Consider the following 14190-nt stretch of genomic DNA (forward strand, 5'->3'; position numbering starts at 1 on the left):
AAAACCAAGGAGCAGGAAATGAAAGCAGCAATAGGATTAGTACTGATACTGACTGTAGGTTGTGCCGGGCTGCCGGCAGAAAATGAGACAGAAGAGGTGGTCGCCCGGCAAGGGAAAGACCAGGCTCTGATTATTCAACTGGCAACAAATGGTTGTGTTGAAGAAGTGCGGCCACCGGTTGATGACAATTGTCGTGATCCGGGGGAAACCATTCGGGCCGGTTGTGGTCGTTCAAGAGACTGCGCTTGTGCAGCCCGAGGCAAAAACATTAGTTGGCAAGTTGTATCTTCGCCCTCGGTTGTGCATTCCGCTGGTGTGTCGCCAGAACTACCGGATTTCAGTATTATTTTTACTGGATACGCCAATCCATTTAAGAGCGACTGTAAATTAAAAGCAAAGGCCGGGGGCATCATAAGCTGTAAAATAGACAAAAGTGCAAAGGACTACTATGACTACGAAGTTAAGGTGTCTAGTTGTCTGAACGACTATGATCCGAGGATAGTGATCCGAAACTTTTTAAACTGACCGCGAGTTAGCTGATAGCAGTTATACTGCTAAACATTAGTAAGGCATTGTGCCTGCTGCATTATAAGGATATCGCATAATGACCACCGCTTTTTACGCCGGCTTGCTGGCGATACTGTTTATTGTGTTAAGTTTTCGGGTGATTGCCAAACGCAATCAGTACAAAGTAGCGATAGGCAGTGATGGTCAGGTGTTGCTGGAGCGGTCAATACGAGTGCATGCTAATTTTGCCGAATATGTGCCATTTGCTTTACTGTTAATGTTTCTGGCCGAGTACAGCGGCTTAGCACCGCTATATCTGCATATTTTAGGGATTGCCCTGGTTGTCGGCCGTTTATCCCATGCTTTTGGGGTGAGCCAGCAGCAGGAGCCATTGAAATTCAGGGTATTTGGCATGATTCTCAGTATGTTGGTTATTCTTGCCGCCGCATTTGCCTGTATAGTGTTGTATGCCCTGAGATCGGGCTGGTTGTTATAGTAGTGAGGTAAGCTATTTTTTTATTTAATTTGCGCCGTCGTGATATTCCCTGGCGATGTTAACTAGGGTATAAGGGCGCTATGAAAATACCGAAACGTATTCAGCCGCTGGTCGACGAAGGTCTGGTGGATGAAGTTATCCGGCCACTGATGAGTGGTAAAGAAGCTGCGGTGTATATCGTCCGTTGTGGTGAGGATATTCGCTGCGCCAAAGTATATAAAGAAGCCGACAAACGCAGCTTTAAACAAGCTGTGTTATATCAGGAAGGTCGCAAAGGCAGAAACAGTCGTCGCACCCGGGCTATGGAAAAAGGTTCAAAGTTCGGTCGTGCCCAGCAGGAACAAAGCTGGCAGAACGCTGAAGTCGATGCGCTGTTTAAACTGGCTAAAGCCGGCGTGCGGGTGCCACAGCCCTATGGCTGCTACGATGGCGTGCTGCTGATGGAGCTTGTTTGCGACGATGAAGGCATGGTGGCGCCGCGGTTAGGTGATGTCGCGATGGCCGAAGATATTGCTCTGGCCGATCATGCTACTATGATGCAGTACGTGGTAATGATGCTGTGCGAGGGCCTAATTCACGGTGATTTGTCCGAGTTTAACGTGCTGGTAGATGACTACGGCCCGGTCATTATCGATTTACCGCAGGTAGTTGATGCCGCGGCAAATAACAATGCTAAATGGATGCTGGAGCGCGATATTAACAATATGCGCGATTATTACGGCCAATATGCCCCCCAATTACTGCAAACCAATTATGCCGGTGAAATCTGGGCGTTATATGAAGCCGGTGAATTACACCCCGATGTACAACTATCCGGCGAGTTTATCGCCGATGAAACCGCCGCTGACGTTGATGCCGTAATGGAGCAAATTAAAGCCGCCTTTGCCGAAGTGGAAGAACGCCGCGCCAGGGCGGCGTCGGATCAGGAAGACTAACACGTGTTCAAAGTATGTTAGTTTCTCAATCTCTTAAAAACAGCGCAGCGAACCAGGTAGCAATGCTGTCGCGTCCATGTCCAGATAAAATGCTGTCATCGAGCTGGAAATAAACTCACCCTGCGCATCCTGCTCCAGAATTTCTATTTTACAATCCCATACCGGTTGCAGCTGGCCATCGCCAAGCTCCATTTTTGATGCTTCACAGGACGATGAAAAACTAACATTGTGTTCTGTAGCAAAACTAACCGACAAGTTAGTAGCGAAATGCTGGCCAAGTGTCATACGTTCAGTTGGCTTAGTCGCCGAAACTTGCTGACAATTGGGTTCAGCACTGAGAGGCAATGTCATATTCTGCAAAAAAAGTTGCCATACCTGTTCTGCAGAAGGTGGAACTTTATCTGCTTGGGCTGCACAGGCAGAACCGGTAAGTAGCGCTATGCAAATTAACCCTGAATTTTTCATATAAATTTACCGAAATAAAATTCAACTGTAGTGCCGGTTGTCTTGTAAGCGTTGGTGAATTTAGTTTTAAAGGCCTCCAGATTGTCAGCGACCACTTTGTTGCCAGTATTGCTGTAATTCCAAACCTTACCATGCGACAAAATACCAATATGTTTGCGGGGATGATTACCCATTACTAACGCGCCATCGGCCATTCTGACATTCGATGCCAGAGTAACGAAAATTAAGCATTCTGTCAGTGCAGCGTTTTTATCCTCGAGCAGTCCTGTTTCCTTTGAGCGTTTGAAAATATCATCAACCCGGATAGTGGCTCCGGCTTCAGCTTTTTGCTTATCATCCCAGGTAAAGTTCTTGCACGTTGGGCCCGGGAACTCGTACCCCATTACATGAGAAACAAAATGGGCACAGTGATTCTGACTATTATTGCTGCCGATACTGAAAGGGCATAGATGGCTGATGTGTTGGTTCAGGTTAGTGTCGATATCAGTTGGAACTTGGGGCATGTTTTATCTTCCCTTTGAAAAAAGGATGCTACTGGCAACTTATTAAGTAGCAATAAATTAAACTAAAAGTAAGCATCAGGTAATAAAATATAGTGTGCACCATCTTAATTCAAGTGCGATTTTGCATTTCTTGTTTCAGGTGATCTTTTGCCTGAAGTCTGAATCTAAACCCAATGCTGCTGTCGGCCGTATAATCTGTCATATATTCTTTGCTAAACGATGCCAATGAACCGTTTCTTTTTACTACTTTGTTTGCTTTGCGCAGGCCCGTTATCAGCTGATGAAGCGGCCTGGGCGGCCTGGCGTGAGGGTAAGGCGGTGTTAATCATGCGCCATGCTTTAGCGCCGGGTACCGGTGACCCGGCACATTTTAAGCTGGCTGATTGCGCCACCCAGCGCAACTTAAATGCTCAAGGCCGGGCTCAGGCTGCAGCTTGGGGGAAATTATTACGTCAGCAATATAATGGCAAGATTGCGCTGTACAGCAGTCAGTGGTGTCGCTGTCTGGAAACCGCTGAATTAATGGCGGTGGCTCAGGTGCAACCGTTGCCAGCACTTAATTCCTTTTTTGCTGGCCGTGGTGATCGTCAGCAGCAAACCCGGGCGCTGTTGCAGCGGTTTGCTGTGGCTGAACTGCCAGAGCCAACTGTATTGGTTAGCCATCAGGTTAATTTTACCGCGCTGACTGGCTATTTCCCGGCATCCGGCGAAGCTGCCATAGTGGCACTGCCACTAACTGCACCCGCGACTGTACTGGCCAAAATAACCCCCTGACAGCATCTTAATAGCAGTACCCTTCGTTTATTCGATAGTCTATTTCGCTAAATTGTGGCGAAATTATGCTATCCGACAAAATACCAACCAAGTAAAGTTGATATTTTTCAAGGCTTTAATTTTGGCAAAACCCTTGCAAAGAAGAGGAAAGCTTAACAACAAACAAGGATAAGAAAATGAAATTCGTTCAATTTGCTACTGTTGCCACTTTAATTGCTGCTGCGGTGATGTTTAGTGGGGTATTTAGCAGCGCGGCAGCCAATGGCCCTTATGGCAATATCGATAAAGTAATGGGCAGTGCCGTTGTGGGTAGTGGTGAGCACTATGGCAATGTGTCACTGGTTAATGGCAGTGTGCAAATGGCCAGCAACAGCAGTGCAAAGGTCGTGTCACTGGTCAATGGCAGTATTGATATTCGTGATGACGTGTCACTTGATAGCGCGGAAACGGTGAATGGAGCGATTGAGGCAGGCCGCAACTTGACCGTCAACGACAGCCTTAGCACAGTCAATGGTGAAATCAGCCTGGGTGACAACGCGGTTGTCAGTGGCGATGTCAGTACGGTAAATGGTGATATAACCCTAAACAATGCGCAGCTGGCACAGGATATCACTACGGTAAATGGTGATATTCAGCTGGCCGGTAATACCGTGGTTAAAGGCGATGTAATATTTAAAAAGCCCGGTAAGAAAAAGTCGTTTTTTGGCTGGAGTAATAACGACAAGCCCAGTTTGCATATTGCGGCCGATGCGGTAGTTGAAGGCCGGATTATTCTGGAGCAGCCGGTAGAGCTGGATTTTGCCAACCCGGATATGCAGGCTAAAGTGGTGGAGCGCTTTTAAGCTTGCCAGTCAGTTGCGTTGCAACAGGCGGCGAATCAGCTGATTATTCCAGTGCTGAATAATAATCTGGGCACGAAACAGTGCCCACAGCTCTACTACCGTAATAAGCACCAGCATGGCAATGCCGACCAGAATCATTGGCGTGAACAACAGTGTCGCGCCAACAATAAATATCAGCAAATTAACCAGGCCGCGGCCCCACAGGCCCAGATAAAAGTGGTGCAAACCGGCTAAAAAACACCAGTTTAAGGTGGCGTAGGTATCGGGGTCGCGTAGTAGCGGCTTAAGTTGCTGATAAAACACTTTGCGTTGTTCATCGGGCAGGGCGGCAACCTGCTCGCGTAACCGTTCTTCTTCCGCATCAACCTGTTGTTGATTTAGCATCGTCACATGCTCCGTAGTGCTCCGCTACTGGCACCGGCTCTAAACATTTACAAAAGCTGTCATGCCGGCTGCAACGCTTAATACGTTGCCAACCCATGGCAACGCCTTTGCGTGAACCAAAACGTTTAATAGCCGTGTAAGTGTAGGCTGAGCAGCTGGGTTGATAATTGCAGTCGATACCAAACCAGCGCATACCGCCACCGCTTTTACGGTAGCGACGAATAAGCCATAACAGCAGACGTTGCATCTCAGCGGCCCAACGTGACGACCATGGCTTCGCGGGTCCAGAACAACCAGAACCGTTTTTGCTCAATTAACTGGAATACTACCTGCCAGCCCTGTGCTGCCTGGGCATTCAGTTCTGCCTCAACCTTTTTTAACGGCAAACCCGATGCACCAAGGAAAACAGTGCCGCAACCGCCCTCGGCGATATAAATCATTTTGTATTCTTTAAACGCAGTAGCCATATTGCTATTCCTTATTATTATTTTTGATATGGCAGAAAACGCTGCTCTGCCTGTTGATATGCTCTCTCTGCCTGTCGCAAGTTCTGTTGCAACACTGGTAGCTGGTCATACAGGTCCATAAGTTCGGTTTTCAGCAGTTCAATTTCAGTTAATAATTGAATGCGCTCATCTTTTACCAGACCATCTTCAACTAATAAGTCGGTTTTGCTGTTTATCATTTTTTCTGTTTTTTTAATCTGCTGGTGCTGACGGTCGATACTGGTACGGGCATTCGCAACCGCTTGCTGTAAGTCATAGAGCTCCTGACCGTCGCGATATCCGCTTAGAAAGGGCTCTGCCAGATCAGTTGTACAGCTGCCTTGGTAGCTGCCCCCGCGCCTACCAACCTCAAAGCCATTGCGTTGGGTACAAAAATTCTCAGAACCCTGGCGATGCCCCAGACGATAGGCATTCAGATCAGGTGTTACGCCATGGTCTGCACAGTCCTGGCGGTAGGTGCTGATCTCAGTTTCCGGCTTGCCTTTGGCGCCGTCTTCAAAGCCAATGGTCCGCCAGTCGGCAGTCAGGCATTGCGATTTGTCCATAGTGGCGCAGCCATGCAACGCTACTGATGCCAGCAAAGCCAGCCATAGTTTGTGTGTCATACCTGTCTCGTTATTATTATTTTGCTTTCGCTGCTTTAGTGTACACTCAGAGCCAGCGTTGTTATCAACGCTAGAATTAGCATTACAAGAAGCAGCATTACGATAAGGTACACGCTATCTTTGGCTATTGGCAAGTGACAATAACATTAATCATTTCTTGCCAAGCAACAGTAGCTGGACAGCGCCAACCGGTTGTTTATGTAGGCCAACATGTTGTCTGGCTACGTTAACGGCCGCTAAGTAGGCATTCTGAGTTTTAGTTCGCTCGGTATCGTATAGTACTACTTTGTCCGAATCATAAATTTCAGCATTTGGGATCTTGGAAATAACACTGGCCAGCTCTGTGGCTTCCGTCAGTAAGGTATCCATAGCCGCAACGACTTCAGCTGGCGCATAGATATATATTTTATTAATATTCTTTTTGCACAACAGTATCTTATCGGCTTGATCATGTGTGCCGCTCCCCTCGCAATAAGCCGCATGATTTATTAACGTATCCAGCGAAGCCAAATACTCAGTAACAGCTTCGCGTTCCAGCTGTTCTTTATGATATTCAAGATCAATTTCCTTTTGCCGGCGGTAAGTGATAATGCCCAGCCATGCTGTGCCAATAGCTGCAATAACTGCAAGCAAATTGGCAATTGACAACAAATCAGCCATTTCCGGCTCCTTTTCTGCTTTGTTAAATTCACCACCTAAGATAGTAGTACAACTTAACCAGAAAAAACGGTGGCGCTACATCAGCTGCAAAGTGCCCCTCCGTCTAGTGTTATACCGAAGCGACCTGGCAAGCTCAGCCCGGCTATTTGGTTGGCATCAGGGTAATTTCCCGGACATCGCATCTTGGGTTGGCCGATATCGCAAACAGCACGGCATCGGCAATGTCACTTGGGTCTAGTTTGTCCGGTTTGGCTTCATCAAAAAATGGCGTATTAACCATGCCAGGGCATATAGTGGTGCAGCGGCCGTTCCATTCAGCCATTTCAGCAGCTAAATTCTGGCCAAACCCGTAGGCAAACCACTTTGAGGCACCATACACCGAGCCTTTTAAGGTTATTTTTCCGGCAATGGAGCTGGTAATAATAAAATGGCCCTGGGTTTCTTTTAAGGCCGCCAGGCTGGCTTTGGCGGTATACAGCAATGCGTTGATATTAACATCCAGCATGGTCTGCCATTCATCCGGGTCGCCAGTTGCAATACCTGGCGTATCAACACCGGTACCGGCATTGGCGAATACCACGTCGATTCGGCCAAATTTCTCTTTGGCTTTGGCCACCACATTTTCAACTTCCTGCAGTTTAGACACGTCTGCTGTGACTGCCAACACTTTATCGCTGCCCCAGCGCTCGGCAATTTTATTCAGTTTATCGGCGCTTCTGGCAGTAATAACCGCTTTATGGCCGGCGGCAACCACCTTATCCACCGTGGCAGCGCCAATGCCACTTGAGGCACCGGTGATCAGTACTATTTTCTGACTGCCCATGTTGTCACTCCTCAGTTTACCCATGCTGGCTATTCGCCCATGCTAGAGCGAATGCCGGCTGGTGTTATTGATCTTGCGAATTGCAACAAGTGATTAGCGGTTAATCAGAGTCCGGCGTTAATTTCAGCAGGCGGCCCTTGCTGTTCCCGCGCTCATCCTCAAGTACCCAGATAGCGCCATCCGGGCCCTCGGTAATTTTGCGAACCCGGGCGCCCATGTCATAACGCGCTGTCTCTGTCGCACTTTCGCCATCGAACGTAATGCGAACTATGCCCTGAGAAGAAAGGCCTGCCGCTAGGGCATCACCCTGCCAGTCTGCAAAGCGCTCGCCACGGTAAACGATAATATCGGCCGGGGATATTACCGGGGTCCAGGTGATTGCCGGTGCCGTAAACTCCGGCCGGGTGTCATGGTCGGGAATGTCCCGGCCGTCATAGTGTTTACCATTAGATACTTCCGGGTAGCCATAATTGACGCCGCGCTTTATCAGGTTAAGCTCATCGCCACCAGCAGGGCCCATCTCGATCACCCACAACTGGCCATCCAGATCGAATGCCATACCCAGCGGGTTGCGGTGGCCAAGCGACCAGATTTGGGCGTAAATGGCCTCGTTGTCAACAAAAGCGTCTTTATCGCGGTAATTCACAAAGGGGTTATCTTTGGGTACCGAGCCATCGTCATGCAAGCGCAGTATCTTGCCCATCGATGACTGCATGTCCTGAGCCGGGGTGAATTTCTGGCGGTCACCCGAGGAAATCCACAGATAACCGTCGTTATCGAACAGCAGGCGGTGGCCGTAATGACCATAGCCCAGCACCTTGGGATACTGGCGCCAGATCACCTGCAGGTTCTCCAGCTTAGCGCTACGCTCTCCTTCAACCAGAGTGCCGCGGGCCACGGCGGCACCGCGCACGCCACCCTCACCGGCTTCAGCGTAGCTGATGTAGATGAGCTTGTTGTCGGCAAAGTCCGGATGCAACGCCACATCGCCCAGACCGCCCTGGCCGCCGTAATCCACGTTCGGCAGTCCGCCTACCGGCGAAGATTTCTCTCCCTGCTGGCTGACAATAGTCAGCCGGCCTTTCTTCTCGGTGACTAGCATTCGCCCATCTGGCAGGAAGGCCATCGACCATGGCTCATCAAATTGACTGATCTGCTCAACCTTGAACGGCAATTCTTCCTGTGCCGATGCAAAAAACGTGATAAGTAAAATCAGAAATGGCGCGAATAGCTGCCGGCTCATAACGTATCTCCTGCCTGTGATTAATAATTCAGCAGTCAGTATAGCAAAGCCCTCGCAAACTGCTTTTCAACAGCGCGTTCTGATTATGTAATGTAGCTAAGCGATGGTGTTTCCCCAAAATTAGGGCAATATGAGTAAGGGCAACATAAAGAAGAGCAACATAGCCATGTATACAAAGCGATAACTACACTCAGAAATATACACGAGGGTGGGGCAAGTCATCTGCCGCGACAGCGGTTTATTCCTTGCCCTCATTTTCAGATCGTTGTGTGGCTACTTGGCTTTGCGACGACGGGCAGAGGCGCCAATCGAAAACAAGCCTAAGCTCATTAAGATCAGGATGCCAGGTTCTGATACCTGGACCAAAGCAGAGCCGATAAAGTCTGCATGAATGTATGTAGGTACGTAGCCGCTGAGTTCGCCAAAGCTGGAATTCAGGCCAGAAGTAAAATCGCCAAAGCCAGCACCAAAGCTTAAGCCGTAACTGTTAATGCCGGATATTAAGCCATCAATAAAATTAGGGCCGCCAGAGTCACCACCGGCAACGCCCACTTCACGGTCACCACGGCCTAAATCGTTAAACAAATCAGCTACACCAAATACGCCAGCAAGTAAGCTGGAAGCATTATTGCCTGCTAAGCCATTATCAAAATCCGATACAAAAGAGTAAGTAACGTCGGCAGTACCAAAGAAACCGTCGGTAAAGAAATCACCAAACAGCGCATTTCCCCAGGCGAAGTCATACATATTATCGCCTTCACGCAAGTAGCCGGTAGTACCGATGAAAGCGCCGTTGCCGGTGCCCATGTTGCCGTAGCCAGCAACGTTAAAATCCAGCCCTGTCAGGCCGCTGCCGGTATAGATATCATGTGAAATTGCCCACGCCGGTGCTTCTTCAGCCAGACGTAGTACAGCAATGTCGTTTTGATCAATAACCTCACCGGTATAATCTTCATGAACAAAGTAGTCGCTTACTTCAATGCTCACCACGTCTGGGTTAGCACTAAAATATATCCGTTCATCGGGCGCAAGGCCGGCTGGTGGCTGAAAAGAGACTGTGGTCGACACAGGGTTGGCAGTACCTGCGCCACTGGATACACAGTGCGCTGCAGTCAGAATTGACCTGCGATCACTGAGTAAGGTGCCAGTACAAACAGAAAGACCACTGCCGGAATCCATCAACATGCCTACCACGCCGCTGTAAGCAGGATAAGTAGGGTGATAAATAGCGTTACCTGCCAGGCCTGCTGCCGGAGAGGCAGTACCGCCGGGTGCCGCACCAGTTAACAAACTGCGGGCAGTCCAGCTTAACGTTTCATTGCCGCCGCTGGTAATTAAGCTTGCGTGTGAAGCAAACGCCGCACTGATACTAATGACAAGTGCCGCTGTAGACACTATTTTTCTCATGTACATGATTATGATCCCTTATGGTGTATTGTTATTGGGTGTTAAGAAACGTTTTATTATTTTGAGAGAATTAGGCTTTGTCAGACAGTTCACTTGAAAAATCATCAGCAAGCGTCATGCCATAATAGAAATTAGCTCGAAATCATGGGCTTGTGGTTTCTAATAAAGAATAATCTAAAGTTATGTAAAGAAAACTGACACAATCAGTGAGGTGTTTGGGTGTACAGCGGCGGGTAAGATATTACGCCGCCAGTAACTGCCGGCAGATAGCAGTTGACCAGTGAATTTGACCCTTGGCAGTCAGTTTGAATCGAGTCTGGAATATAAAATGATGGGATGTGATCTACTCACAAAAGCGTTAAGTAATATTGGCATGCTCTGAAACGTCACTTTATACCAATGCAGCTAGAGGAATTTAAATGAAAAAGGTTACAGCTTTACTGTTGGCATTGTGCATCCATGCTCTCTGCCTGCAAACAGCAATAGCACAGGAAGAGCAAGCAGCATTAGTGCCGTTACCGTCGCTAGACGATTTCACCAGGGGTGAAGATGGCTGGAGTTTTGGGCTGGGTCTGGGGGTTGAATACGAGTCTGCCTATGAAGGGTCAGATGAGTTCGGTTTCGAAGTCCAGCCTGCAGGTGCCGTACAATGGCGCACAGGTGATGATATTTTCTTCTTTGCCGGTGAGGCACTGGGCTGGCGTGGACTACGTGCTGATACCTGGCTATTTGAGGCCATCGTTGGCTTCGAAGAGGGGCGCGAAGAAAGTGATTCCGATGACGGCCGGTTGGACGGGCTCGGCACCACAGAAGAGGGTCTCGAATTCGCACTGCAAGCGCGCCGGGCTTTTAGTGCTGATTGGCGTTATTGGCTGGATGGTCGCTTGGTAGCTGGTGAAAACGGCAACCTTGGTATTTTTGGGGTGGGTCGCCGCTTCGGCGAGCAGATCGACGGCTCCGGTTCTGAACTATCTGTCGTAGCGGTCTTTCACGATAGCGAACTTGCTAATACAGAGTTTGGCATAGACGCAGCGCAGGCAGCTGCCTCAGGGCTGGAGCAAACCAAGCTGAGTGGAGGGTTCCGCTCAATTGGGGTTCATTACAATTATCGACATTATATTAACGATAACTGGCGGATCTTCGGCGAGGCACTCTACGAGCGATACAGTAGCGACATTGCAGACAGCCCAATAGCACGCAACAACTATGAAGCAGAAATAGGACTCGGATTTCTTTACGTATTCTAGAGCACCTAACCCGGCGGCAGGTAACGCGATACGCCGCCTGTAACTGTACTTTTTAAATGTAGGCTGATATCAATTAACAAGTGGATCTGACCTTTAGTTAATCATCAAACAAGAGAAAGCTGCGGGTCGATAACAATTGCTAAAAGCGATACAGCATTGCTAACACGCTAATTGCAGTTATAAGGATTTTTTTCATGAGAGGGCAGAGGGCTACGGATAATGGTCAGATATTAAAGATGGTTAACTGAATGGTGGTTTAGTCAAAAAGAAGCTAACCCCGGCATGCTTAATTCCAATTGATTACAGGTCAGGGTTGAGAACGTCCAAACGCTGTAAAATGGAATCTGCGATGCTACTAGCATCAGCCCCCACATCTATCGTCTGTTGTATATTTCCCAACTCATGAATATGTTGTTGCTGGTGTATAGTACCGCCTAATAATACTTGTACTATTATCGGGCCATTAGCACGAAGCGCTTCGTCAAATTCTTCCTTTGCCCACCCGGGTTCAAGGTATCCGGGGGTTATAAAAGCAATAAACAACGCCGCCTGTCGGATACCATCCTTCAGCATGGGTACCAATATCTTGTCATCATACCAACGAGATTGTGGCATTACTTGCACATCCCACCAACACAAGGCATCTTTTTTCTGCAGTGTAGTGGCGACTTCGCTGACTAAGTTGCTGGCTTCACAATGGCGGTGGCTAAGAAAAACCGTTCGGCGGCATGCAACCATGTTCTGCAATTGCATAAGCTGCGTGGCACTTTCTGCCGACAAGCGGCGGATAGATTGAAAGTGCTGCATCAGGTGACCATAAGGTCCGGTTGCCGGTACTGCAGCTTGCTGGCATCGTACGCACGATGCAATAGTGTGGTTGCGCGTGCCGGTAAAAGTCAGGTTTTTAAATACAGCATAAGCATTATGAATTGGCAGCGCTAATCCGACGTCCCCCCCGCACCAGTAATTGTAGTCCGTGGTCATGGCGTTTACTGTGATATCCGCAAGCGGCTGAGCCTGTGGCGGGGTGCCTGCCGCAAGCTGAACAGCACCCGTCTTCGGAAAGCGTTGATGTGTGATGGAAATACGCCCCAGCACAGAAGGCGGCAAGGTGCGTCGTTGGTTGCCATTACCAAATTCTGGGGCGGTAAACAGCCAAAGCCCATCGCCAAAACGCAACTTAGCCAGTATTGGTTGACCCGAGCCATATTGACCGGTCAGCGACAATCGGCTCGGTGACGGCGAGTCACTACTGCGTTGTAGTAGTTTATATCGCTGTATGCTGTCCCAACTAACACGTGCCAGATATTCAGCCATTGATTTCCACCTGATTTAATTGTGGTCAGGTGCTTCCCTGTTTCGGCTTTCACGACATTGCGCAGCTCCGTCGCAAGAGCCTCAGCTTCTTTTTTAAGTCCATTTCCAGCATCAAGTCTAACAGCGCCTGGCCAGAGCCAATAGTATCTGCATGCTTGCTCCCCAACTGATTTATTCTGCCCTGATACACTTGTTCTAATAACTGTAAAGCCTGTGGTAATCTGCCTTGTTGTTGTATAGTAAGCGCCAGATTATGAATGCAGGTCAACGTAGCCAGATGCTCAGCACCTAGCGTTAGCTGCGTTTCCAGTATAGCTCTTCCACGCACGAGAACCGGCTAATCGCTCAGTTGCCATAAGGTGATGGCTAGATTATTTTTGCTATTTAGGGTATCTGCATGCTCAGCGCCGAGAGTTCGCTCCTCTCGTTTCCAGCACGAATTCCCGTAACATACGAGCGCCCGCTAAATGCCGATTTGCAACAAGGTACAAGCAAGATTGTTTTTACCGTTTGTATTTCGGGTGCTCCGCGCCGAGCAAGCGTCTGTAAGCTTTCCAGCTCGGCCTCCAGCAACGCACGAGCGCCTAATAAATTGCCAAGTTGCAATAAGCGTTGGCCAGATTGTTTTACTCGCTCAGGGTTGCTGGATGCATGGCGCCCAGTATGCGTTCGCGCGCATCAAGCACTGCTTCATGTAATATGCGGCGCCCTCTAAATCGCCGAGTTTCACAGGTTAGCCAAACTGTTTTTTGCTAGTTAGGGTGGCAGGGTGTTCTGCGCCCATTGTGTGCTCGTACTTCCAACATGATTCTTGTAAAGCACGGGCTCCGTGTGCCGCCTTGCTCCAGCATTATGTTAGCCAAGTTGTTTTTATGGTCAGGGTACTTGGATGTGTACCCATCTCCGGTCAAAGGTTTCTAGTGTAACCTCCTGTAGGACTCGCGTTGACTAAATCGCCTTGGTTCTAAGGTGCTTGCTATTGGCTTTACAGGTAAGCGTATATGGATGCTCAAAGCCAAGTGCATGCGCTCAAACGCTTCTAACACAGTCTCTTGTAAGAAGCGCGCGCCTGCTAAATCACCTTGCGCCGATAATGCGTCAGCTAGGTTGTTTTTACTCGCTAGGTGTCAGGGTGTTCTGTGCCCAACGTGCGCCTTCCTCTAGCTTCCAGCACTGCCTGATGAAACACGCGTGCATCGGTTAAAAGCCTTGCGCCCCTAATGTTTGGGCCAGTTATTTTTAATGGTTAGGTGCGTCTGATGTTCGGCACCCAGTTTACGTTCGTTCACCTTCCAGAACAGCCTCCTCTAACGCGCGCGCCGACCAAATCGCCTTGTGCTTGCCAGGTGCGGCTAGGTTGTTTACCGCCAGGGTATCCGGATGCTCTGCACCCACGTGCGTTCTGTGGTTAGTACCGCTTCCATGGCGCGGGCAACGTCTGTCGTCCTTGTTTCGATATGTAGAAGCAAGAAGGCT

At 48.9% G+C, this 14190-nt stretch carries 18 protein-coding genes; 6 read left to right on the forward strand and 12 right to left on the reverse strand.

The window, feature by feature from the left end:
- The first annotated feature begins 18 nt into the window (after positions 1-18).
- The 3 genes from KG631_RS08785 to KG631_RS08795 all read left to right on the forward strand — a co-directional run bounded on the left by KG631_RS08785 (position 19) and on the right by KG631_RS08795 (position 1938).
- Entirely contained in the window at positions 19-525 is a 507-nt protein-coding gene (locus KG631_RS08785; RefSeq protein WP_213998494.1) for a hypothetical protein, read from the forward strand.
- 79 nt (positions 526-604) lie between these two features.
- Positions 605-1003, forward strand: a complete 399-nt coding sequence (locus KG631_RS08790; RefSeq protein ID WP_213998502.1) for an MAPEG family protein — start codon at positions 605-607, stop codon at positions 1001-1003.
- Positions 1004-1083: 80 nt separating this feature from the next.
- Positions 1084-1938 carry a PA4780 family RIO1-like protein kinase gene (locus KG631_RS08795; protein WP_213998506.1) on the forward strand — a complete coding sequence of 285 codons (855 nt, stop codon included), beginning with the start codon at positions 1084-1086 and terminating at the stop codon, positions 1936-1938.
- 33 nt (positions 1939-1971) lie between these two features.
- On the opposite strand, the gene KG631_RS08800 is transcribed toward KG631_RS08795, so the two are convergent.
- Together KG631_RS08800 and KG631_RS08805 are read right to left on the reverse strand one after the other, a co-directional pair.
- Positions 1972-2403 (reverse strand): hypothetical protein, encoded by a 432-nt coding sequence (locus KG631_RS08800; RefSeq protein ID WP_213998514.1) that lies wholly within the window; start codon positions 2401-2403, stop codon positions 1972-1974.
- The gene (locus KG631_RS08805; protein ID WP_213998521.1) at positions 2400-2906 is read right to left on the reverse strand and encodes a hypothetical protein; all 507 of its coding nucleotides are present in this window, start codon (positions 2904-2906) and stop codon (positions 2400-2402) included. Before KG631_RS08805 ends, KG631_RS08800 begins: the two co-directional genes overlap by 4 nt.
- Before the next feature lie 225 nt (positions 2907-3131).
- Here KG631_RS08805 and KG631_RS08810 point away from each other — a divergent pair, with 225 nt between their 5' ends.
- Both KG631_RS08810 and KG631_RS08815 read left to right on the forward strand, forming a co-directional pair.
- On the forward strand, positions 3132-3680 hold the full coding sequence (locus tag KG631_RS08810; protein ID WP_213998527.1) for a histidine phosphatase family protein: 549 nt from the start codon (positions 3132-3134) through the stop codon (positions 3678-3680).
- A gap of 176 nt (positions 3681-3856) precedes the next feature.
- Positions 3857-4522 (forward strand): hypothetical protein, encoded by a 666-nt coding sequence (locus KG631_RS08815; RefSeq protein ID WP_213998533.1) that lies wholly within the window; start codon positions 3857-3859, stop codon positions 4520-4522.
- 9 nt (positions 4523-4531) lie between these two features.
- On the opposite strand, the gene KG631_RS08820 is transcribed toward KG631_RS08815, so the two are convergent.
- The 8 genes from KG631_RS08820 to KG631_RS08855 all read right to left on the reverse strand — a co-directional run bounded on the left by KG631_RS08820 (position 4532) and on the right by KG631_RS08855 (position 10156).
- Positions 4532-4906, reverse strand: coding sequence for a TM2 domain-containing protein (locus KG631_RS08820; RefSeq protein ID WP_213998539.1), 375 nt, complete (start codon positions 4904-4906; stop codon positions 4532-4534).
- On the reverse strand, positions 4884-5153 hold the full coding sequence (gene yidD, locus KG631_RS08825; RefSeq protein WP_213998542.1) for a membrane protein insertion efficiency factor YidD: 270 nt from the start codon (positions 5151-5153) through the stop codon (positions 4884-4886). Before yidD ends, KG631_RS08820 begins: the two co-directional genes overlap by 23 nt.
- 1 nt (position 5154) lies before the next feature.
- Positions 5155-5373, reverse strand: coding sequence for a DUF4177 domain-containing protein (locus KG631_RS08830; protein WP_046552533.1), 219 nt, complete (start codon positions 5371-5373; stop codon positions 5155-5157).
- 17 nt (positions 5374-5390) lie between these two features.
- Complete coding sequence (locus KG631_RS08835; protein ID WP_213998551.1) at positions 5391-6017, reverse strand: DUF2799 domain-containing protein; 627 nt, start codon at positions 6015-6017, stop codon at positions 5391-5393.
- A 150-nt stretch (positions 6018-6167) separates the two neighbouring features.
- Positions 6168-6677, reverse strand: a complete 510-nt coding sequence (locus KG631_RS08840; protein ID WP_213998558.1) for a hypothetical protein — start codon at positions 6675-6677, stop codon at positions 6168-6170.
- A gap of 142 nt (positions 6678-6819) precedes the next feature.
- Positions 6820-7500 carry an SDR family oxidoreductase gene (locus KG631_RS08845; protein WP_213998565.1) on the reverse strand — a complete coding sequence of 227 codons (681 nt, stop codon included), beginning with the start codon at positions 7498-7500 and terminating at the stop codon, positions 6820-6822.
- Positions 7501-7600: 100 nt separating this feature from the next.
- A complete protein-coding gene (locus tag KG631_RS08850; protein ID WP_213998572.1) occupies positions 7601-8743 on the reverse strand; it encodes a PQQ-dependent sugar dehydrogenase in 1143 nt (380 codons plus the stop codon).
- Positions 8744-9016: 273 nt separating this feature from the next.
- Complete coding sequence (locus KG631_RS08855; RefSeq protein WP_213998579.1) at positions 9017-10156, reverse strand: trypsin-like serine protease; 1140 nt, start codon at positions 10154-10156, stop codon at positions 9017-9019.
- Positions 10157-10569: 413 nt separating this feature from the next.
- Between KG631_RS08855 and KG631_RS08860 the strand changes: the two genes are divergently transcribed.
- A complete protein-coding gene (locus tag KG631_RS08860) occupies positions 10570-11397 on the forward strand; it encodes a MipA/OmpV family protein (RefSeq protein ID WP_213998585.1) in 828 nt (275 codons plus the stop codon).
- Positions 11398-11697: 300 nt separating this feature from the next.
- On the opposite strand, the gene KG631_RS08865 is transcribed toward KG631_RS08860, so the two are convergent.
- Complete coding sequence (locus tag KG631_RS08865; protein ID WP_213998587.1) at positions 11698-12714, reverse strand: toll/interleukin-1 receptor domain-containing protein; 1017 nt, start codon at positions 12712-12714, stop codon at positions 11698-11700.
- 49 nt (positions 12715-12763) lie between these two features.
- Positions 12764-13042, reverse strand: coding sequence for a tetratricopeptide repeat protein (locus tag KG631_RS19210; protein WP_213998589.1), 279 nt, complete (start codon positions 13040-13042; stop codon positions 12764-12766).
- Positions 13043-14190: the final 1148 nt, after the last annotated feature.

This window comes from Arsukibacterium sp. (genome assembly GCF_018402695.1).
In the GTDB taxonomy this organism is placed as follows: Bacteria; Pseudomonadota; Gammaproteobacteria; order Enterobacterales; family Alteromonadaceae; genus Alishewanella.

Bases quoted from the DNA above. Each gene is read 5' to 3' on its own strand.
- KG631_RS08785 (WP_213998494.1), top strand. From the start codon at position 19: ATGAAAGCAGCAATAGGATTAGTACTGATACTGACTGTAGGTTGTGCC.
- KG631_RS08790 (WP_213998502.1), top strand. From the start codon at position 605: ATGACCACCGCTTTTTACGCCGGCTTGCTGGCGATACTGTTTATTGTG.
- KG631_RS08795 (WP_213998506.1), top strand. From the start codon at position 1,084: ATGAAAATACCGAAACGTATTCAGCCGCTGGTCGACGAAGGTCTGGTG.
- KG631_RS08800 (WP_213998514.1), bottom strand. From the start codon at position 2,403: ATGAAAAATTCAGGGTTAATTTGCATAGCGCTACTTACCGGTTCTGCC.
- KG631_RS08805 (WP_213998521.1), bottom strand. From the start codon at position 2,906: ATGCCCCAAGTTCCAACTGATATCGACACTAACCTGAACCAACACATC.
- KG631_RS08810 (WP_213998527.1), top strand. From the start codon at position 3,132: ATGAACCGTTTCTTTTTACTACTTTGTTTGCTTTGCGCAGGCCCGTTA.
- KG631_RS08815 (WP_213998533.1), top strand. From the start codon at position 3,857: ATGAAATTCGTTCAATTTGCTACTGTTGCCACTTTAATTGCTGCTGCG.
- KG631_RS08820 (WP_213998539.1), bottom strand. From the start codon at position 4,906: ATGCTAAATCAACAACAGGTTGATGCGGAAGAAGAACGGTTACGCGAG.
- yidD (WP_213998542.1), bottom strand. From the start codon at position 5,153: ATGCAACGTCTGCTGTTATGGCTTATTCGTCGCTACCGTAAAAGCGGT.
- KG631_RS08830 (WP_046552533.1), bottom strand. From the start codon at position 5,373: ATGGCTACTGCGTTTAAAGAATACAAAATGATTTATATCGCCGAGGGC.
- KG631_RS08835 (WP_213998551.1), bottom strand. From the start codon at position 6,017: ATGACACACAAACTATGGCTGGCTTTGCTGGCATCAGTAGCGTTGCAT.
- KG631_RS08840 (WP_213998558.1), bottom strand. From the start codon at position 6,677: ATGGCTGATTTGTTGTCAATTGCCAATTTGCTTGCAGTTATTGCAGCT.
- KG631_RS08845 (WP_213998565.1), bottom strand. From the start codon at position 7,500: ATGGGCAGTCAGAAAATAGTACTGATCACCGGTGCCTCAAGTGGCATT.
- KG631_RS08850 (WP_213998572.1), bottom strand. From the start codon at position 8,743: ATGAGCCGGCAGCTATTCGCGCCATTTCTGATTTTACTTATCACGTTT.
- KG631_RS08855 (WP_213998579.1), bottom strand. From the start codon at position 10,156: ATGTACATGAGAAAAATAGTGTCTACAGCGGCACTTGTCATTAGTATC.
- KG631_RS08860 (WP_213998585.1), top strand. From the start codon at position 10,570: ATGAAAAAGGTTACAGCTTTACTGTTGGCATTGTGCATCCATGCTCTC.
- KG631_RS08865 (WP_213998587.1), bottom strand. From the start codon at position 12,714: ATGGCTGAATATCTGGCACGTGTTAGTTGGGACAGCATACAGCGATAT.